Annotated in this window: 18 protein-coding genes and 2 pseudogenes; 11 read left to right on the top strand and 9 right to left on the bottom strand. The window is 60.6% G+C overall.

The window, feature by feature from the left end; all coding sequences use genetic code 11:
* Positions 1-565 precede the first annotated feature (565 nt).
* Complete coding sequence (locus FHT87_RS29850) at positions 566-1,873, bottom strand: hypothetical protein (protein ID WP_183806297.1); 1,308 nt, start codon at positions 1,871-1,873, stop codon at positions 566-568.
* 192 nt (positions 1,874-2,065) lie between these two features.
* Between FHT87_RS29850 and FHT87_RS29845 the strand changes: the two genes are divergently transcribed.
* Together FHT87_RS29845 and FHT87_RS29840 are read left to right on the top strand one after the other, a co-directional pair.
* A complete protein-coding gene (locus FHT87_RS29845; protein WP_183806296.1) occupies positions 2,066-2,641 on the top strand; it encodes a transglutaminase-like cysteine peptidase in 576 nt (191 codons plus the stop codon).
* A gap of 185 nt (positions 2,642-2,826) precedes the next feature.
* On the top strand, positions 2,827-3,288 hold the full coding sequence (locus FHT87_RS29840; protein ID WP_183806294.1) for a DUF3597 domain-containing protein: 462 nt from the start codon (positions 2,827-2,829) through the stop codon (positions 3,286-3,288).
* Between the two features lie 201 nt (positions 3,289-3,489).
* Here FHT87_RS29840 and FHT87_RS29830 read toward each other — a convergent pair whose 3' ends face one another.
* Both FHT87_RS29830 and FHT87_RS29825 read right to left on the bottom strand, forming a co-directional pair.
* On the bottom strand, positions 3,490-3,786 hold the full coding sequence (locus FHT87_RS29830) for a YkgJ family cysteine cluster protein (RefSeq protein ID WP_183735829.1): 297 nt from the start codon (positions 3,784-3,786) through the stop codon (positions 3,490-3,492).
* A gap of 160 nt (positions 3,787-3,946) precedes the next feature.
* A complete protein-coding gene (locus tag FHT87_RS29825) occupies positions 3,947-4,636 on the bottom strand; it encodes a hypothetical protein (protein WP_183806292.1) in 690 nt (229 codons plus the stop codon).
* A gap of 179 nt (positions 4,637-4,815) precedes the next feature.
* Between FHT87_RS29825 and FHT87_RS29820 the strand changes: the two genes are divergently transcribed.
* Together FHT87_RS29820 and FHT87_RS29815 are read left to right on the top strand one after the other, a co-directional pair.
* Positions 4,816-5,079 carry a hypothetical protein gene (locus FHT87_RS29820; RefSeq protein WP_183806290.1) on the top strand — a complete coding sequence of 88 codons (264 nt, stop codon included), beginning with the start codon at positions 4,816-4,818 and terminating at the stop codon, positions 5,077-5,079.
* Positions 5,080-5,214: 135 nt separating this feature from the next.
* Positions 5,215-5,733, top strand: coding sequence for a hypothetical protein (locus FHT87_RS29815; protein ID WP_183806288.1), 519 nt, complete (start codon positions 5,215-5,217; stop codon positions 5,731-5,733).
* Between the two features lie 126 nt (positions 5,734-5,859).
* On the opposite strand, the gene FHT87_RS29810 is transcribed toward FHT87_RS29815, so the two are convergent.
* On the bottom strand, positions 5,860-6,318 hold the full coding sequence (locus tag FHT87_RS29810; protein WP_183806286.1) for a MarR family winged helix-turn-helix transcriptional regulator: 459 nt from the start codon (positions 6,316-6,318) through the stop codon (positions 5,860-5,862).
* A gap of 82 nt (positions 6,319-6,400) precedes the next feature.
* Here FHT87_RS29810 and FHT87_RS29805 point away from each other — a divergent pair, with 82 nt between their 5' ends.
* Complete coding sequence (locus FHT87_RS29805) at positions 6,401-6,820, top strand: DoxX family protein (RefSeq protein WP_246699693.1); 420 nt, start codon at positions 6,401-6,403, stop codon at positions 6,818-6,820.
* 10 nt (positions 6,821-6,830) lie between these two features.
* Complete coding sequence (locus tag FHT87_RS29800; RefSeq protein ID WP_183806284.1) at positions 6,831-7,514, top strand: glutathione S-transferase family protein; 684 nt, start codon at positions 6,831-6,833, stop codon at positions 7,512-7,514.
* Between the two features lie 140 nt (positions 7,515-7,654).
* Here the strand turns inward: FHT87_RS29800 and FHT87_RS29795 are convergent.
* Positions 7,655-7,943: pseudogene (locus FHT87_RS29795) on the bottom strand (GIY-YIG nuclease family protein).
* Between the two features lie 372 nt (positions 7,944-8,315).
* On the opposite strand from FHT87_RS29795, the pseudogene FHT87_RS29790 reads away from it, so the two are divergent.
* The 5 genes and pseudogenes from FHT87_RS29790 to FHT87_RS29770 form a co-directional block, all read left to right on the top strand.
* Positions 8,316-8,699, top strand: a pseudogene (locus FHT87_RS29790) (sulfatase-like hydrolase/transferase); the annotation flags it as partial.
* Positions 8,700-8,758: 59 nt separating this feature from the next.
* Positions 8,759-9,031, top strand: a complete 273-nt coding sequence (locus FHT87_RS29785) for a hypothetical protein (protein ID WP_183806282.1) — start codon at positions 8,759-8,761, stop codon at positions 9,029-9,031.
* On the top strand, positions 9,028-9,696 hold the full coding sequence (locus FHT87_RS29780; RefSeq protein ID WP_183806280.1) for a hypothetical protein: 669 nt from the start codon (positions 9,028-9,030) through the stop codon (positions 9,694-9,696). The genes FHT87_RS29785 and FHT87_RS29780 overlap by 4 nt, the downstream gene beginning before the upstream one ends.
* Positions 9,697-9,798: 102 nt before the next feature.
* Positions 9,799-12,363: an arylsulfatase gene (locus FHT87_RS29775; RefSeq protein ID WP_183806424.1), complete on the top strand. Its 2,565-nt coding sequence runs from the start codon at positions 9,799-9,801 to the stop codon at positions 12,361-12,363.
* 214 nt (positions 12,364-12,577) lie between these two features.
* The gene (locus FHT87_RS29770; RefSeq protein WP_183806278.1) at positions 12,578-12,844 is read left to right on the top strand and encodes a DUF2277 domain-containing protein; all 267 of its coding nucleotides are present in this window, start codon (positions 12,578-12,580) and stop codon (positions 12,842-12,844) included.
* 8 nt (positions 12,845-12,852) lie between these two features.
* Here the strand turns inward: FHT87_RS29770 and FHT87_RS29765 are convergent, their stop codons facing one another.
* From FHT87_RS29765 to FHT87_RS29750, 4 genes are all read right to left on the bottom strand, one after another.
* Complete coding sequence (locus FHT87_RS29765; RefSeq protein ID WP_183806276.1) at positions 12,853-13,539, bottom strand: LssY C-terminal domain-containing protein; 687 nt, start codon at positions 13,537-13,539, stop codon at positions 12,853-12,855.
* 240 nt (positions 13,540-13,779) lie between these two features.
* Positions 13,780-15,462, bottom strand: coding sequence for an arylsulfatase (locus tag FHT87_RS29760; protein WP_183806274.1), 1,683 nt, complete (start codon positions 15,460-15,462; stop codon positions 13,780-13,782).
* Between the two features lie 651 nt (positions 15,463-16,113).
* The gene (locus FHT87_RS29755) at positions 16,114-16,452 is read right to left on the bottom strand and encodes a type II toxin-antitoxin system RelE/ParE family toxin (RefSeq protein WP_183806272.1); all 339 of its coding nucleotides are present in this window, start codon (positions 16,450-16,452) and stop codon (positions 16,114-16,116) included.
* Complete coding sequence (locus FHT87_RS29750) at positions 16,449-16,709, bottom strand: ribbon-helix-helix protein, CopG family (RefSeq protein ID WP_062374542.1); 261 nt, start codon at positions 16,707-16,709, stop codon at positions 16,449-16,451. The genes FHT87_RS29755 and FHT87_RS29750 overlap by 4 nt, the downstream gene beginning before the upstream one ends.
* Positions 16,710-16,783: the final 74 nt, after the last annotated feature.

The raw sequence follows: 16,783 nt of genomic DNA, 5'->3' as shown, positions 1-16,783 counted from the left end.
CAGAATGCTTCAATCTAACCAGGAAAGGCTCTACAGCGCAGCGCGTCTTTTAAGACGCGCAAAGGACGCTGTAACACTTTGAGTTTCTGCATAATTTTGTCCTTAAATCGATTCCGATTTAAGGAATTATGCAGTAGCATCAGCCCTCATCGAAATCTTGTGGCACTTGCTCCATGATGCCGCAAAAAAGGGGCACCTCGCGGCACCCCCTTTCTGCCCCCCAAAGCCGGCATCCCCTCCCCGGATCCCGGCCCCTCACAAATATCCCTCTCCCCCCTCATCTCTGTGTTCCCGGCCCAGCCCCGAGTTATCTCACAGAGATTCAGCGCCCGCCCTTTTGGCCGCGGTGACTCCTACGCAGTCACATATGAACCATCACCGCAGAGCCGACGCCTGAATTCCTGTGACTTCCTTTGCGCCAGCACGCGGGCACAGGAATGAGAGAGGAAAGGGAATGCGCCCGGCAGATGGTGGCGACAAGACACCGCCGCCGGACCGCATTTCGATACCGCCATTGAAGAAGGGCTTCGGTTCTTGAAGCCCTCTCCCGGATCAGGACATCGGATCAGCCGCGGTTGTGTCCGCCCTTGTCCGAGTTGCCATTGTCGGAATTGCCCTTATCCGAGTTGCCCTTGTCGGAGCCATTGTCCGAGCCGCTGCTGCCGCCATTGTCGGAACCGCTGCCGCCGCCATTGCCGGAACCGCTGCCGCCGCCATTGCCGGAACCGCTGCCGCCGCCATTGCCGGAACCGCTGCCACCGCCATTACCGGAACCGCTGCCGCCGCCATTGCCGGAACCGCTGCCGCCGCCATTGCCGGAACCGCTGCCGCCGCCATTGCCGGAACCGCTGCCGCCGCCATTGCCGGAACCACTGCCGCCGCCATTGCCGGAACCGCTGCCGCCGCCATTGCCGGAGCCACTGCTGCCGCCATTGCCGGAACCGCTGCTGCCGCCATTGCCGGAGCCACTGCTGCCCTTGTCAGAACCGCTGCTGCCGCTCTTGCCCGAGCCACCCTTGTCGCCCTTGTCGGAGTCGCCCTTGTCGCCCTTGTCGGTGCCACCCTTGTCGCCCCGGTCAGAACCGCCCTTGTCGCCCCGGTCGGTGCCACCCTTGTCGCCTCTGTCGGAGCCACCCTTGTCGCCCCGGTCAGAACCGCCCTTGTCGCCCTTGTCCGAGCCACCCTTGTCGCCCCGGTCGGTGCCACCCTTGTCGCCCCTGTCCGAGCCACCCTTGTCGCCCTTGTCCGAGCCACCCTTGTCGCCCCGGTCGGTGCCACCCTTGTCGCCTCTGTCGGAGCCACCCTTGTCGCCCCGGTCAGAACCGCCCTTGTCGCCTCGGCCCTTGTCGCCGCGATCACCGTGATCCTTGTCACCACGATCACCATGGTCCTTATCGCCATGGTCCTTGCCGCCGTGGTGATCACGGTCCTTGCCGCCGTGATGGTCACGGTCCTTGCCGCCGTGATGGTCACGGTCCTTGCCGCCATGGTGACCACCATGATGACCACCGTGATGATCGCCGGGGCCATCGCCGTCACCATCGCCGGAGCCGCCAGTGTTGCCGTTGCCGCCGCCGCTGCCGTTACCGTCGTTGCCGCCGTTGTTCTGATCGCCGGAAGGATTCTGGTTCGACGCCTGTTTGCCGGAACCGGAGCCGGAGCGACCGCCGAAGCCGTTGCCGCTGCTGTCATTGTTGACCGTGCGGCTGTCTTTGTCAGTGCGGATGGATTTCGTGGGCAGGCACAGCCTGGCCTCGATCGAGCCCGGCGCAGCCGTGGCGCAGTTGACAACTGCCGGTGCGGCCATCGTGAGGCTGCTGCTTGCCAGAAGGTAAGCAACGGCGACGCTATACTTCGCTGCTTTGCGGATCATCTTTTTTCTCCCAAAGTTAACAAACCGTTAACTGAGGGGAATTCCTATATTAGCAAAAAGTTAATTCCAAGAATAAACTGTGGATAGTGGCACAGGTTCTTAACCTATAGTTAATTACGCAAGTAATAATTTTTATTAAAGTTTTAGTATAAACTGTGTTACCTTCTCTCACGAACAATAGAGGGGTGATTCATGCGGCGGCTTGTTTGTCTTGTTTCCCTTGTGTTCTTTCCCATGCAATTTCAAGCATTTGCCGGGCAGCTGCTGCCGGTCGGCAGAAGCATCGGCGCGCCGGTGGGATTCGCCTCCGCCTGTGCCAGCTACCGCTGGCTTTGCCGTGAGACTCCCTCGCGAGCGACAGCCGAGCAGCCGGGCATGCCACTTCTTCGCAAGGTCACCCGCGCCGTGAACCTGCACGTGATTTCGACCGAGGACCGCTCCGCCTCCGGAAACGGCGACGTCTGGACCCTGCCCTCGAACGGACGGGGCGACTGCGAGGATTACGCTTTGCAGAAGATGAAGGACCTGATCGACGCCGGTTTTCCGGCAAACCGCCTGGCGCTCTCGGTGGTGATCGGCCTGCGTGACGAGAACCACGTCGTGCTGATCGCCCGCATGGACGACGGCGATTACGTGCTCGACAATCTCAACAACGCAGTGAAACCCTGGAGAGCCACGCCCTATACGTTTCTGGCGACGCAGGATTTCCGGGCAAAATCGACCTGGCGGGTGACCCTTGCCGGGCCGAGGGCGAACGAGTTTTCTTGATTCTGGCGGGGCGGCAGAGGACGCGGGGCGCGACTATTGAACGTATGTGCCGGGCGCATACGTCTAATACCCAAGAACTGCATCTCGCAAACCATGATTCCCGTCCGCCACCTTTGCGGATCGCGTTACCACCCTACTTCTCTCCCGGACATCCCCGATCGCAACCACAAGAGGAGGGTTTCCCCGTGGGCGTCTTCGACCGCATCAAGAACGCGATTTTCGGCAAGGCGCAGGCAGCCCCCGCGCCGGAGCCCGCACCCGCGGCCCCGCAGGCCAGTGCGCCGGTGAGCGAACCCGCAACCGGCGCGCCGCCGCCTGCTCAATCAGGTTCGGCCCAAGCCAGCCCAACCCAAGCCAGCCCAACCCAGGCCAGCCCAACCCAGGCTAGCAAGGCCGATATCGAGCAGATCCTGAACGCGGCCGTGAAGAAATCCGGCCAGAAGCTCGACTGGCGCCATTCGATCGTCGATCTCATGAAGGCGCTCGGAATGGATGCAAGCATGGCAGAGCGCAAGGAGCTGGCCGGCGAACTCGGCTATACCGGCGATACCAATGACAGCGCGAAGATGAACATCTTCCTTCACAAGGCGCTCATGAAGAAACTGTCGGAAAACGGCGGCAAGGTGCCGGCCGATCTTCTGGATTGAGCGGCAGTCGAGGACCTGCCCGAGCAATACCGCGAATGGCTCATCGATTTCGGAGACAGCGGATATGCGGCTCGCTACCGCTTCGATCAGGACACGGTAACGATCCTCGCGGTGCGGCACCGGAAGGAAGCAATGTTCTGATACTGACGTCGCGGCGATTGCCGTGACAAGGTTCGGCACGCTTCGAGATCGGTATTTGATCTACACCAGCCCGATCGCCGCGCGCGCCATCAGGCAGGCTTCGTCGCCCGGAAGGCAGGCGCGACAGACATCCGGCCGGATATCGTAGACCATGCACGATACATATGACCCGACAGTGCCGGAGAGCGCGCAGCAGCGCTCTCCATCGCAGCGCATGCCCGTCTGATCCGCCGAAACGAAATGCGCCGGCAGCAGATCGAGGTCCTCTTCGCTTTCAGTGGTAAACCTCGGCCATTCGCTCGAATAGGAACAGCACGCGCCGCAGGCCTGACAGTCCAGCTCTGTTGATAGGGTCATATGTGGCTCTTAACATTGTATCGGCCAAGGATGCAAAAGCATCGGTCCAATGCCGGACCGGCAAGCGTGAACAAGTTGATCCTCCACGCGCCCGGGGCGCGTCCTGTCGCCGGTGGCAGTCACGTCGCCAGCACCGGTTCCGGAAACAATACCGGCAGCCTCACTTCGCTTTCAGCGGCACCGGAAAATCGTTGCTCAGGTCGGCCAGGCACAGTTGAAAATCGATCGCCGTATCCTTCGAGCGCACCCGTTCCCCGTTGGGCTTGACGTCCGTCACGTCGAGTTCGATCGGAACGGTGATCATCCTGTCCCCGTAAAACTGGTTGAAGGCAACGCTGATCGCATGAGAGGAACTCGTCGCTTCCATGAGGATTTTCAGCGCCGGGTCGGTATCGAGCAACATCTTCACGGTTCCAGGCGTTTCGGTGCCTGTCGGTTCCCCGCGACTGTCGGTGTGGCTTTCGGTATCCGTGCCGACGAGATAGGCCTTCGACGGCGCCGATGGCGTGAAACGGATATCGCCATCCTCCCCGTTCGAAGCCTCTTCGACAGTGAGAAACAAGGTGCTCACAAACGGGGGAAGTATGTCGGTTTCGCCTACCAGGACACGGGTCTTGATCAGGTTGAGATAACCGGTCACACGAAGATATTGTCCCGACCGATAGATATGATCCCGCGTGAGCGCGACGAACCAATAGGTACAGCCGCCCGTCCGGCCATCCTCCATCACCATGGGCTGGGCCGCCGCTTTCAGCGTGCCGTTCAGGATATCGAGCGCGTCTCTTGCCTTTGCCGGCACCACGGCGAGGCATGCTGCAAGCAACGCCCCGGCCAGCGAAATCCACTTCATGCCAATCCCTCGCCCCCTTGATGAGGACGCATCATAAATGCGCTTCACTGCCCATAGTCCAGCCCCCTCACGGCGACCACAAAAAGATGCGCCCACCCATGCGGGTGATATCCATGCGATTGCCCGAGGCGTAAACTTTTCTCCGGCTCCGATATCAGGAGCAGCAAGAGGAGGACGCAATGCCGACCATCCTGGCTCATCACGACGTCAAGGACGTCAAACACTGGCTCGCCTCGCCCCGCCGCAAGGAAGTTTTCGAACCGATCGGCTGCACGAATATTCGCACCTTCGTCGATCCGCAATCGTCCAACAAGGTTGGCCTCGTCATGGACGTCGCCGACATGGCCCGCCTGGCGGAATTCATGAAGAGCAAGCAAGCAGCCGATGCGATGGAATATGACGGTGTATTGCCCGAGACCCTGGTGATCCTCGTTCAGTCCTGACCAAGCAGCCAAGTTCAATCCGGCAGGGATCAACCCGTTCTGTCGGCGCACCGTGCCGGCAATCGATCCCCACCGCCCATGCATCCTTTTTCCGCCTCGAACGTTTGAACTGCGTCAGCAAATGAGGAGACCGAAATGGCGAGCACGACAGGCAGGGACGCCATCGAAGGCATGGACGAACTGAAAGACGCGAGCGAGCTCACGCCAGCCTCCGAACGTGAAAAGACCCGCGAACAGGAAAAGGCCGATCAGCACGCAAACACCGAGGGCTTCGAGAGCGAGGAGGCCTTTCAGGACTATCTGCATGCGGTCGCCGAGGATGCGCCGGTGGAGGAGATCGTCGTCGATGTCGAGCGCGCCGCCGCGCGCGAGGAGCTCGAGCGGCAGATCGAGGAGGTGCGCTACGAGATCAACAATCTGCGCGCCCGGCTGCACATCATCCGTCATCAGGCAGGCAGCGTGGTGGAAGAAAATATTCGCTGGGCGGATGCGAGCGCCCGTGCGCAGCTCGGTGACCATCCCTGGCTGAAGCTTTCCAGCGCCATGGCCGCCGCCTTCCTCGTCGGCAAGGCCCTGCAGCGCCTGCCCTTCGGTCCGTTCGCCACCGCCCTGGCGCCGCTCATTCTGGTCGTGGCGCGGGAGAGAGGAAGGTAGCGGAAGGGCTGTTCCTATCCTCTCTTGGCGAGTCTGATGAGGGGTGAGGTTTGCGCCCGTGGCCCCTTCATCCGTCGCCCTTCGGCCACGGGCTCAGGCCTCACCCTAGGCAATCCCCACCCGTTACTACTGTGACAATGCGCTCAGCAAGTTGGCCAGTTGATCGCTTTGGGCGATGTCGAGCTTGTCGCCAAGATGACGCTTTATCGCGGGCGCATAGACTTTCCACATTCTCGCCTGCATGGCGCGACCATCATCGGTGATAACAACCCATCGGCCCCGGCCGTCCTCGGCATAGAGTTCACGCACGACAAGTCCGCTCTTTTCCATCCGGTCGAGAAGGCGGGAAAGATTGGGCTGTGCAAGAAGCGTGCGCTGCTCGATCTCGTAAGGGCGCAATCGGCCGCCCTCTGCCCGCGAAAGTTCCAGAAGCACATCGTACCAGCCGAGCGGCGGGAGGTCGGCCGCTTTGAGATCGTTTTCGATCGCCTCGAGAACCCGCTGCTGGGCACGCATGAGCAGCACCCAGGCGCGGGTGGCGGAAGGAGACGGTTGAGCATCGTCGGGAGCGCAGGGATCATTCATAGATGCAATTACATCTATATTGACGGCGAGTGCAAGGGCTTATATAGATGCAATTACATCTACCTCTTTAAGGAGTCCTTCCATGAACCAGGCCATGAACCAGGAACGCATGACCGATTATGCCGTCACACTGCTGCGCGTGAGCCTCGGCGTGATGTATCTCGCCCATTCCATCGTGCTCAAGCTCTTCACATTCGGCCTTGCCGGCACGGCAGGCTATTTCGCATCCATCGGCCTGCCGGGATGGCTGGCCTATCTGACCTTTGCGGCCGAAGCCGTTGGTGGGGTGATGCTGGTGCTCGGCATCTATGCCCGCTGGGTTGCCCTCGCATTGATCCCTGCCCTGCTCGGCGCGATCATCTGGGCTCATTGGGGTAATGGCTGGGTGTTCAACGCACCGAACGGCGGCTGGGAATATCCGTTCTATCTCATCGTGCTGTCGCTGGCCCAGTTCCTGCTTGGCGATGGTCGCCATGCGCTTCGTCCCTCCCCCGCGTTCTAAGGTGCCTGTCATGTCCGATGCACATCTGATCCTCGTCAGCCATCATCTCTGCCCCTATGTCCAGCGCGCCGCCATCGCCCTTGCGGAAAAGGGCGTGCCCTTCGAGCGCCGCACTATCGATCTCTCGGCAAAGCCCGACTGGTTCCTGGCCATCTCGCCGCTCGGCAAGGTGCCGCTGCTGGTCGTCAACCAGGCGGATGGAACGCAGGCGGTGCTGTTCGAAAGCGCCGTGATCTGCGAATACCTGGAGGAAACCCAACCGGGATCGCCACTCCATCCCGCCGATCCGCTGAAGCGGGCTCGGCACCGGGGATGGATGGAGTTCGGCTCCTCGATCCTTTCGGAGCTGTGGGGCTTCGAGACAGCCAGGGATGCCGCAGCCTACGAGGCCAAACGATCAGCCCTGATCGACAAATTCAGGCGCGTCGAGGCGGAACTCGGCGCCGGGCCATTTTTCGCCGGCGAGACGTTCAGTCTCGTCGATGCAGTCTTCGCGCCGATTTTCCGCTATTTCGACGTGTTCGACACGATCGCACCCACCGGAATATTCGATGGGCTGTCCCGCACGGCCCAATGGCGCGCAGCCTTGACCGAGCGCCGGAGCGTGCGCGAAGCGGTCGGGGGAGACTATGGCGACCGCTTGCGGACCTTCCTTAAGCATCACGATGCCTGGCTGCTGAAACTATCGGCATGATCCGAACCTGGACATATTCTCGCCTGGAGCGCTGATGAAGAGAGAGCAGGCACACCCTTTCCTCCCTCATTCCTGTGCTTGTCACAGGAATCCAGCAGCCGCGTGTCCACGCGGCGAAAGACTCTTATCCTCCGACAACCTCACAGCCCCATCAGATGCCAGGAGATATCCTCCCATTCCGGATTATTTCCTCAATGAGATTGAGCTTCCACTGCCGCGGCCATTTCTTGATCGTTTTCTCGCGCGTAATCGCCGTCGTCAGCAGATCGTGCTCCTCGAACCAGACGAGCGTCTTCACGCCGTAGCGCGAGGTGAAGCCCGGTGTCAGTTCGTTCTGGTGCTCGAACAAGCGGCCCGCGATATCGCGCGTCACGCCGGTTAGAGCGTGCCGTTTCTCTTCGACGCGAGGATGTAGACGTAACCCTTCATGGTTGAAGAGTGGCGTATTTCGGCACTGTTTTTCAAGAGTCTTTTCGGCTTGCAGACGCAAGCCGGCTGGATTCCTGTGACAAGCACAGGAATGAGGGAGGTTGGGGGTGCCGCCTCTCTCCATCAGCGCTTCAGGTATTGCATGGAGGGGCGCGCCGTGTGGCCCCCACCAAAGACCTGCCCTCCCGCACAAAGCCCTCTTGTGGCACCGACGCTCCCTCCTCTCTCGTCATTCGGCAGTTTCCGCGCTCATCGTAAGACCTGATCGAAAGCGTTAGGGAATGCAGCCTTTTTCGCACGGGCCAACTCGTGTATTTTAAGCTTTTGTAATATACGATCGCATTTTCCTGATCTGCTGCGGGGGGAGCCGTCATGAGAATTTGCCGGAGCGTGCTTGCGGGTGCGGGTCTCCTGGCCCTTGGTTGTGTCCCGGGATGGGCTCAACAGGTCACCGGTACTCAGGGATCCCCCGAAGCCACCGCCACGATCACCGGAAAACAACTTCCACCGCCTGATCCGAAATTCGGCGGTGTCATCAACGAAAAGGCGTCGGACTCGACACCATGGTGGGCTCCGCGCGTCGTGCCGCCGAAAGGCGCCCCCAACGTGTTGCTGATCATGACGGATGACCAGGGCTTCGGCGCACCGAGCACCTTCGGCGGCGTCATTCCAACGCCAGCCATGGATCGCATCGCCAGCCAGGGCCTGCGCTTTACCAATTTCCACTCCACGTCACTCTGCTCACCGTCGCGCGCGGGCAACCGCGCGATCTATCACGACGGATGGGTAGCAGCCACGACGCCGGCAACGCTACCGTGAGCTCCGAGCACCACGACGTCTCCGGACGTGATCAGCGGAGCACCGAACTTGGTACAGGCGGCACGGGTGTGCTCTCCGTCGACGGCAAGGAAGTGGCCACGAACTCGCTGGGGCACGGCATCCCGGTGACGTTCCCCGAGGACGAGACCTTCGACGTCGGCCTCGATACGCGCACCGGCGTGGCGCTCGTGGAGCATCGGTACGACACGCCATTCGAGTTCACCGGCAAGATCGACAAGCTAACTTTCGAACCAGGGAGAAAAAAATGAGCCTCAAGCACACCATCAGCACCATCGCGGTAGCCGCGACGTTCGGCATTCTCACATCGTCGACGTCGATGGCCGAAAACGCCATCACCGCGCCGGCGACGAAGTCCATCGGCACCTCGAGCACGCAGAAGACGGAACTCGTTCCCTCGCTGATCGTGATGAACTCCGGCGGCGCGACCCTGAAGGGCGACACGCTGACGCTGACGAGCATTTCCAACAACTCGATCCTGTTCGCCGACCGGCCGGTCCGCTCCGCCGGCCATGCGCTGACCACCCACTTGCTGGAAGAGTGGGCTCAGGGCGGCAGCTTCGAAAAGGATCCGCCGAACGCCACCGTCTCGGTGCTGAACAAGGACGCGTCGAGCGTCGAGGACGCCGTCGTCGTGCTGAAGGAACCAAAGCTCGAAGGCACGAACCTGACGTTCAAGGTGGAGGTGCTGGAGGGCAGTCTCGCCAAGGCGGATGGCCCGGCATCGATCTTCATCGACATTATCGGCATGCCGAGGACGCCTCTGTCGTTTGCGGGTGTAGCACGAAGGACGGCCTTTCGGGGAGCCTGGTACGGCGCGGCTGCGGCGGCCTACGACCGGCCCTATTACCCGCCCTATTACCGGCCCTACTACCCGCCGCCGGCCTGCGGCTATTATCCGCTGCCGCCGTGCTAGGGCTGCATGACGGAGCGCGGCAGACGGAGCGTCAACAATGGCCCGGTCGGACGGGGCCGATTCAATCCGATGGCAGTAACCAGAGAGGAGTGCACCATGCGAATGAAATTGGCCCTACTAACGCAGATTGCTGCGACTACCTTGGCGTGTTCCGCCTGGACCGCGAGCGCCCAGCAGGTCACCGTTGAGCCGGGTTCGCCCGGTGCCACGACCTCGATCGACGGCAAGCAATTGCCGGCGCCCGATCCCGCGTTCGGCGGCGTCATCAAGGATGATGCGCTTCAGTCGAAACCTTGGTGGGCGCCGGCCATCGTGCCGCCGAAGGATGCGCCGAACGTGCTCTTGATCATCACGGATGATGCCGGGTTTGGTGTGCCAAGCACCTTCGGCGGCGTTATCCCGACGCCGACCATGGATCGGATCGCCAATGAAGGTCTGCGCTACAACAATATCCATTCGACGGCGCTGTGCTCGCCGACGCGGGCGGCCCTCATCACCGGGCGGAACCATCACTCGGCCGGTTTCGGCGTAATCTCCGAACAGTCGACGGGCTTCCCCGGCTACAACAGCATCATCGGCGAGGACAAGGCCACGATCGGGCGGATTCTGCTCGACAACGGCTACGCCACGTCCTGGTTCGGCAAAGATCACAACACTCCGGCATTTGCCGCCAGTCAGGCCGGTCCATTCGATAAATGGCCGACCGGCATGGGCTTCGAGTATTTCTACGGGTTCGTCGGCGGCGATGCGAACCAGTGGCAACCGAACCTGTTCCGCAATACCACCCAGATCTATCCCTTCGACGGCAAGCCGGGCTGGAACCTGGTCACGGGGATGGCCGATGATGCCATCGACTACCTGAGCCGCCTCAACCAGACGATCCCCGACAAGCCGTTCTTCGTGAAATACGCGCCCGGCGCCACGCATGCGCCGCATCATCCGACCAAGGAATGGCTCGACAAGATACAGGAGATGCACCTGTTCGATGAGGGCTACAACAAGCTTCGCGATCAGATCTTCGCAAACCAAAAGAAGCTCGGCGTCATCCCTCAGGATACGCAGATGGAGCCCTGGCCGACGAACGTGCTCCAGAATTGGGACGATCTGCCGGCGGAAGAGAAGAAGCTCTTCATCAAGCAAGCGGAGGTATTCGCCGCTTACGCCGCCTACAATGACCACGAGATCGGCCGTGTCGTCCAGGCCATCGAGGACATGGGCAAGCTCGACAACACGCTCATCATCTACATCAACGGCGATAACGGCACGAGCGCCGAAGGCGGCCCCCTCGGCACGCCCAATGAGGTCGCCTTCTTCAACGGCATCAACAAGATGCCGGTCGACGTGCAGATGAAGTGGTACGACGTCTGGGGCACCGAGCAGACCTACAACCACATGTCGGCAGGCTGGTCGTGGGCCTTCGACACGCCCTTCACCTGGTTCAAGCAGAACGCCTCGAAGCTTGGCGGCGTCCGCCAGAACATGGCGGTCTCCTGGCCGGCACGCATCAAGGACAAGGGCGGCCTGCGCGAGCAGTTCATGCACGTGATCGACGTGGTGCCGACCATCCTCGAAGCAACCGGGATCCCCGCGCCTGAGACGGTGAACGGCATCAAGCAGGCGCCGATCGAGGGCACGAGCTTCGCCTATACGTTCGACAAGGAGAACGCCAAGGCGCCTACCCGTCACAAGACCCAGTACTTCGAGATGATGGGGCAGTGGGCGCTATACAATGACGGCTGGCTGCTCAGCACCAAGGTAAACCGCGCTCCGTGGGACGCGTTCGGTCCAGCCAACGCCGACCCGCTCAACAACCAGGTGCTGGAACTTTACGATCTTACCAAGGACTTCAGCCAATCCCATGACATCGCCGACCAGAATCCCGACAAGGTGAAAGAGATGAAGGAACTGTTCATCGCGGAGGCCCGGAAATATCAGGTCTTCCCGATGGACGCCTCGGTGGCGGCCCGCATCGTGGCGCCGCGCCCGAACATCACTGCCGGCCGCAGCGAGTTCGTCTATACTCACCCGATGGTTGGGTTGCCGCAGGGCGACTCGCCGCTGCTGATCAATACGTCCTACACGATCACCGCCGACATCGACGTGCCGGAGGGTGGGGCCGAGGGTATGATCCTAACATCGGGCGGCCGCTTCGCCGGCTACGGCTTCTATCTGCTCAAGGGCAAACCCGTCTTCCTGTGGAACCTGGTCGACCTGAAGCGGATCAAATGGGAGGGGCCGGACGCGCTGACGCCCGGCAAGCATCTGATCGAGTTCGACTTCAAATATGACGGGCTCGGCGCTGGCACACTTGCCTTTAACAACTTCAGCGGCGTCGGCGGCCCAGGCACCGGCACGCTCAAGGTGGACGGCAACGTGGTGGCAACCCAGAAGATGGAACGCACCCTGCCGATGATCCTGCAGTGGGACGAGAGCTTCGACGTCGGCTCCGACACGCTCACCGGTGTCAACGACGCCGACTACCAGCCGCCGTTTACGCTGACCGCCAAGCTCAACAAGCTGACGCTCAAGGTGGACCGTCCGGTGCTCAGCGAGGACGACATCAAGAAGTTTCAGGAAGCCCAGGCGGCCGCGAGCGACGGCGCCGCCAGCCAGGCCGTTGCGGTCGACGGCAAGCCGATTCAGCACGTCCAGCCTGGGCCGAATTGATCCGAGCGCCTCGCCAAACTCGCGAACGAAACGGGCCTGAGGCCAGTCCTCAGGCCCGTCGATCAGGAGAAGACAATGGCTCGACCGAAGTCTCGCGCGGCGCAAGGCGGTTCTTGTGGACTCGCAGTCCGTTGCAATTGGCGCTCTCGCGACTAACTTTCATATGACGCCACGCCCCTTTCCGTGGCGGTGAGACGATGAAGGAAAGCAGCGCATGTGCCGAAATATAAAACCCCTGTTCAATTTCGATCCGCCGGCGACGGACGAGGAAATCCATGATGCGGCGCTTCAATTCGTTCGCAAGCTGAGCGGAACCACCAGGCCATCGAAACGCAATGAGGCCGCCTTCAAGAGCGCCGTCTCGTCGATCGCAAGATGCGCCCATGAATTGCTCAATTCGCTGGAGACGTCTCAACCGCCTCGCGACCGCGAGGAAGTCGCTGCCAAGGCGCGGGCACGAACGGCGGCCCGCTTCGCATAGGAAACGCCCTACTGCTGCTGGTTTCGAAGCACGCCGACGAGCGCCTTTCCGTCGGTGAAATAGGGATCGCCGCCGCCGTTGCGGCCGTCCTTGGTCGCTCCGATGCCATCGATCTCATAGCTCGACAGAATTTGTCCGGCCTTGAGAAGATCGCCGATGACAAGGTCTCGCTCCGCGTCGACATCAGGGCCGATATGATGCGTGATCTGACCGGTATCGTGGCTGAAGCCGACGCCTCGGTCGAAACTTGCCGAGCCCAGCCAGTGCGGGCGGTCATTCGGGCCCGTTTGTCCGGTCAGCCAGAAACGGACATGGTTGCGTTCGTCGGCACTTCTGCCCACGGGCTTTTCGAAAGCCAGATCCTGTTTTCTGCCCTCGAAAAGCAGCGGGCTGACCGGCGCATCGAGATCGGGCCGGTCAAGCACCACGCTCAGTCCGATATCGATCGATGTGCGCAGGGTGATCTTATCGGCAGGATCCCATTTGGCAGCCGCGAATGCCCGGATGACCTCTTCCTTCGAACCGACAAGACCGACATTGATGGGGTCGCCGGGGATCCCCTGCTCTGTCGTCGTGACCATGTTGCCGACTTTGGCAACGCGGTCGGCATCGTGAAAAATCCAGATCTCGGGAATGAGGAAATAGGCAAGCAGCAAATAGGTGAACAGCAGGACAGCCACTGTTCTCGTCGCCATGCGGATCTTCGTGCGATGAAGCATTTGGAAATCCCCCCGATTGCCAGGCAGGATCATACGCCGAACATGCGGCGACGACATCCATAATTTGCAGTCGGCTTCGGCAGCGTCACCCAGGGCATGAGGGACAATATGACGTGCTCGCCGTCGACCGCATGCTGCCGGGCCTCGACGGCCTGTCGATCTGCACGACGGACGGGCAGCCCCTCCGGGCCACCCGTTGTCTTGACCCATTCTCGATCAGTTGCCTGGCTTGTTCCTGATCGCCGCCTCTATCTGCTTCTTCACGGCATCCAGGTTGAAGGAGGCCGGATCCTGCATTGGCGGATAGTCAACCGCCGTAAGCGCGAGTTTGGCGACTTCCTGCTGAACGCTCACGAAGCGCCAGAACTCGCGAGCAAAGAAGTCGTTCATGTAGCCTCCACCAAGGTCATTGAGGCTTTGCTCGCCAATCGACGGTGTCCGCTCGAAGGGATCCTGACGGATATTGACCATGGTGGGCATATCAGTCGTTACCTTTGCGCCGGGCCAGCCCTGCGGCTGCTGAAAGAACTGATACTTGAAATCGTCGAGGCGCACAGCCCCCAGCGCAGGGCCGCCGAAGTAGAAGAACTCATGACGTGCGGACGGCGCATTGCCCTCCAGCAGGTCCAGCTGGTTGTAGCCGTCGAGGTGGTTCTTGTAGGTCACGTCACCCAGCTTCACGCCTTTGAGCAACTGGTCGGTGATGTTGGGATTACCAGCCGCCGCCACCAGCGTGGGGAACCAATCCAGGGCGGAGAAAATACCGTTCTCGACCGTGCCCGGCTTGACCCTGCCCGGCCAGCGGATGATCGCGGGTGCGCGGAAGCCGCCCTCCATCACAGTACCCTTGGTGCCCTTGAACGGGGTCATGCCGCCGTCAGGCCAGGTAAAGACTTCTGCGCCATTGTCGGTCGTGAAGACGACGATGGTGTTGTCGGTCTCGTCGGCGTCCTCGACGCATTTCAGGATGGCACCGACGCTGTCGTCCAATTGCGCCATGCCGGCTTCTTCGAGACCATAATTGGTCTGGCTGTTCATCAAAGCCTGGTATTTGGGAGACAGGAACGTCCAGACGTGCATGCGCGTCGTGTTGTGCCAGACGAAGAACGGCTTTCCTTCGGTCTTGGCCTTGTCCATGAAGTCGCAGGAAGCCTTGACCAGCACGTCGTCGAACGTACCCATGTCGTACTTGGCCTTGGGCGTTATGTCATGCATGTTCGGCACGTTGGACATATCAGGGTATGGCGCCAGCGGGCCTTCGTCGATGATCCGCTGCTTGCCGATCTTGCCCCAGCGCGGCTGCTGGGTCGCGTCGTCCGTATCCGTGGCAAAGCTATGCACCAGATTGCGCGGCCCGACCTTGTCACGGTACGACTGGTCATCCGGGAACGAATACCAGTAGGGGTCCGACATCGCATCGAGGTGGTACAGGTACCCGAAGAACTCATCGAAGCCATGGAGAGTTGGCAGGAACTTGTTCAAGTCGCCGAGGTGATTCTTGCCAAACTGGCCCGTTGCGTAGCCCTCTGTTTTGAGGACGGTGGCGATGGTTGAGGCCTTGTCCGGCATACCCACATCTGCGCCCGCCTGGCCCACAGTCGTCAGGCCGGTGCGCAACGGGATTTCACCGGTGATGAAACTCGCCCGGCCAGCCGTGCAGCTCGCCTCGGCATAATAGTCGGTGAACATCATGCCCTCAGAGGCCAGCTTATCGAGGTTCGGCGTCTTCCCGGACATGATGCCCCGGTGATAGGCACCGATGTTGAACCAACCAACATCGTCGCCCATGATGACGAGGATGTTGGGTTTCGACTGCTGCTGCGCGACTGCCGGTGCACCCAGCGCGGTTGCGCATGCGGAAGCCAGCAGCCCGAAGCAAAGGTTTCTCATGGCACTCATGGTGTATCCTCCGTTGAGTTTGCTCGTGCTCGGCCCTATTGGTATTGCCTCTTAGAGCAGAAGGATGCCCATCCTCTCGGCCGGGGACGATCTGGTGTCGTGACAGTTCGCGGCATGGTGCTGCAGGAGGTCGGTCTGTTGGGTTATTTGAAAAATGCCGCGCTGATTGCTCGCCATAGAGGTGGCGACAGGCGTACCCGCTATCGAAGTGTCGATGGCCAGTAATGACATGCTTGCCCTCGCGTCTGCCTGGATGTCAGCAGTCGCGTTGCCGGATAATCGCACATCTTCGCCCTCGCCGCCAGATTGAAGGCTCTCGTCAATACACTCCGATTGGATAGGGTCCGGGTGTATGACATCCACCGTAATGCCGATCCCATATCATGGCCGCTTTTGGCGCGAAGCGGCCGCTGGAACCGCAGTGAAGCGGGCTGGTGGCATTTCCTCCCTCCGTCATCAAGTCGACAACGAGGGAACGTGGTGCGTGTGGCTCCCTCATTCCCTCCTCGTGCCGGCACGAGGGATGTCACAGGAATCCAGCTGCCGCGTGTGTCCACGCGGCGAGAGACCCTGACCCTGCGGCAGTTTCACAATCCCATCGGATGCCGGGAAATATCCGGAATTAGGTAGCAACCGCCACCAGGGAAGGAACTACTCGAAGCGAGTATCGGCACTAGGTTCTTCGAGGTCGAAATCGTCCTCCATCTCAACGCGTGGCGGACGTTCGCGGCCGTGACGGATCGCGAAAATTGAAATCTCATCGCCCAGAATCTTGTAATCAACGAGATATGGTCCCATGACAAAGCGTAAAACTCCAGGAACGGGAATCTCGTCGTTGAACTTTCCCATCTCCGGAAAGCGACTGAGCCCTTGCCTGAGCCACTTGATGTCATCAGCAAATTGTTGAGCTGCTCTGGGACTTCCCGATTTAAGATATTTAGCTTCTCGCCTTACGTACTCTCGTGCCTTAGGAGAGAGAGTGACTTTCAAGCAGCCGCTCCCTTGACGATCGCATCGACTTCGTCAATCACGTCGTCAAGATCATGCCCCAGCCCGTTTTCAATATCCCGCCTTGCCTGAGCGAGTTCGATAATCTCGCGCCCCTCTGCGGCTAAATATGATTTCAGAGCACGGACGAAGACCCAGCTTCGGCTGCGATCGCATATTTCAGCGATCTCTTCGATTTCAGATAGCACATCCAGCGGCAGCCGCATGGTGATCGGGTCTGACAGCTCACGTTCTGACATCGTTTTTGCCTCCGTTTGTAATACAGGAAAATAGCTCATCGGCTGTCAAATTCAACACCCGATAAACTCTTCGC

Origin of the sequence: Rhizobium sp. BK316 (assembly GCF_014193695.1) — a bacterium.
Lineage (GTDB): Bacteria > Pseudomonadota > Alphaproteobacteria > Rhizobiales > Rhizobiaceae > Rhizobium.
Note: the sequence above shows the minus strand (reverse complement) of the source record. Positions and strands in the feature narration are given on the sequence as shown.

Excerpts from the sequence above, each read along its gene's own strand:
- FHT87_RS29815 (WP_183806288.1), top strand. The coding sequence starts at position 5,215 with ATGGCGAGCACGACAGGCAGGGACGCCATCGAAGGCATGGACGAACTG.
- FHT87_RS29800 (WP_183806284.1), top strand. The coding sequence starts at position 6,831 with ATGTCCGATGCACATCTGATCCTCGTCAGCCATCATCTCTGCCCCTAT.
- FHT87_RS29765 (WP_183806276.1), bottom strand. The coding sequence starts at position 13,539 with ATGGCGACGAGAACAGTGGCTGTCCTGCTGTTCACCTATTTGCTGCTT.
- FHT87_RS29750 (WP_062374542.1), bottom strand. The coding sequence starts at position 16,709 with ATGTCAGAACGTGAGCTGTCAGACCCGATCACCATGCGGCTGCCGCTG.
- FHT87_RS29810 (WP_183806286.1), bottom strand. The coding sequence starts at position 6,318 with ATGAATGATCCCTGCGCTCCCGACGATGCTCAACCGTCTCCTTCCGCC.
- FHT87_RS29770 (WP_183806278.1), top strand. The coding sequence starts at position 12,578 with ATGTGCCGAAATATAAAACCCCTGTTCAATTTCGATCCGCCGGCGACG.
- FHT87_RS29845 (WP_183806296.1), top strand. The coding sequence starts at position 2,066 with ATGCGGCGGCTTGTTTGTCTTGTTTCCCTTGTGTTCTTTCCCATGCAA.
- FHT87_RS29825 (WP_183806292.1), bottom strand. The coding sequence starts at position 4,636 with ATGAAGTGGATTTCGCTGGCCGGGGCGTTGCTTGCAGCATGCCTCGCC.
- FHT87_RS29760 (WP_183806274.1), bottom strand. The coding sequence starts at position 15,462 with ATGAGTGCCATGAGAAACCTTTGCTTCGGGCTGCTGGCTTCCGCATGC.
- FHT87_RS29805 (WP_246699693.1), top strand. The coding sequence starts at position 6,401 with ATGAACCAGGCCATGAACCAGGAACGCATGACCGATTATGCCGTCACA.
- FHT87_RS29820 (WP_183806290.1), top strand. The coding sequence starts at position 4,816 with ATGCCGACCATCCTGGCTCATCACGACGTCAAGGACGTCAAACACTGG.
- FHT87_RS29850 (WP_183806297.1), bottom strand. The coding sequence starts at position 1,873 with ATGATCCGCAAAGCAGCGAAGTATAGCGTCGCCGTTGCTTACCTTCTG.
- FHT87_RS29830 (WP_183735829.1), bottom strand. The coding sequence starts at position 3,786 with ATGACCCTATCAACAGAGCTGGACTGTCAGGCCTGCGGCGCGTGCTGT.
- FHT87_RS29780 (WP_183806280.1), top strand. The coding sequence starts at position 9,028 with ATGAGCCTCAAGCACACCATCAGCACCATCGCGGTAGCCGCGACGTTC.
- FHT87_RS29775 (WP_183806424.1), top strand. The coding sequence starts at position 9,799 with ATGAAATTGGCCCTACTAACGCAGATTGCTGCGACTACCTTGGCGTGT.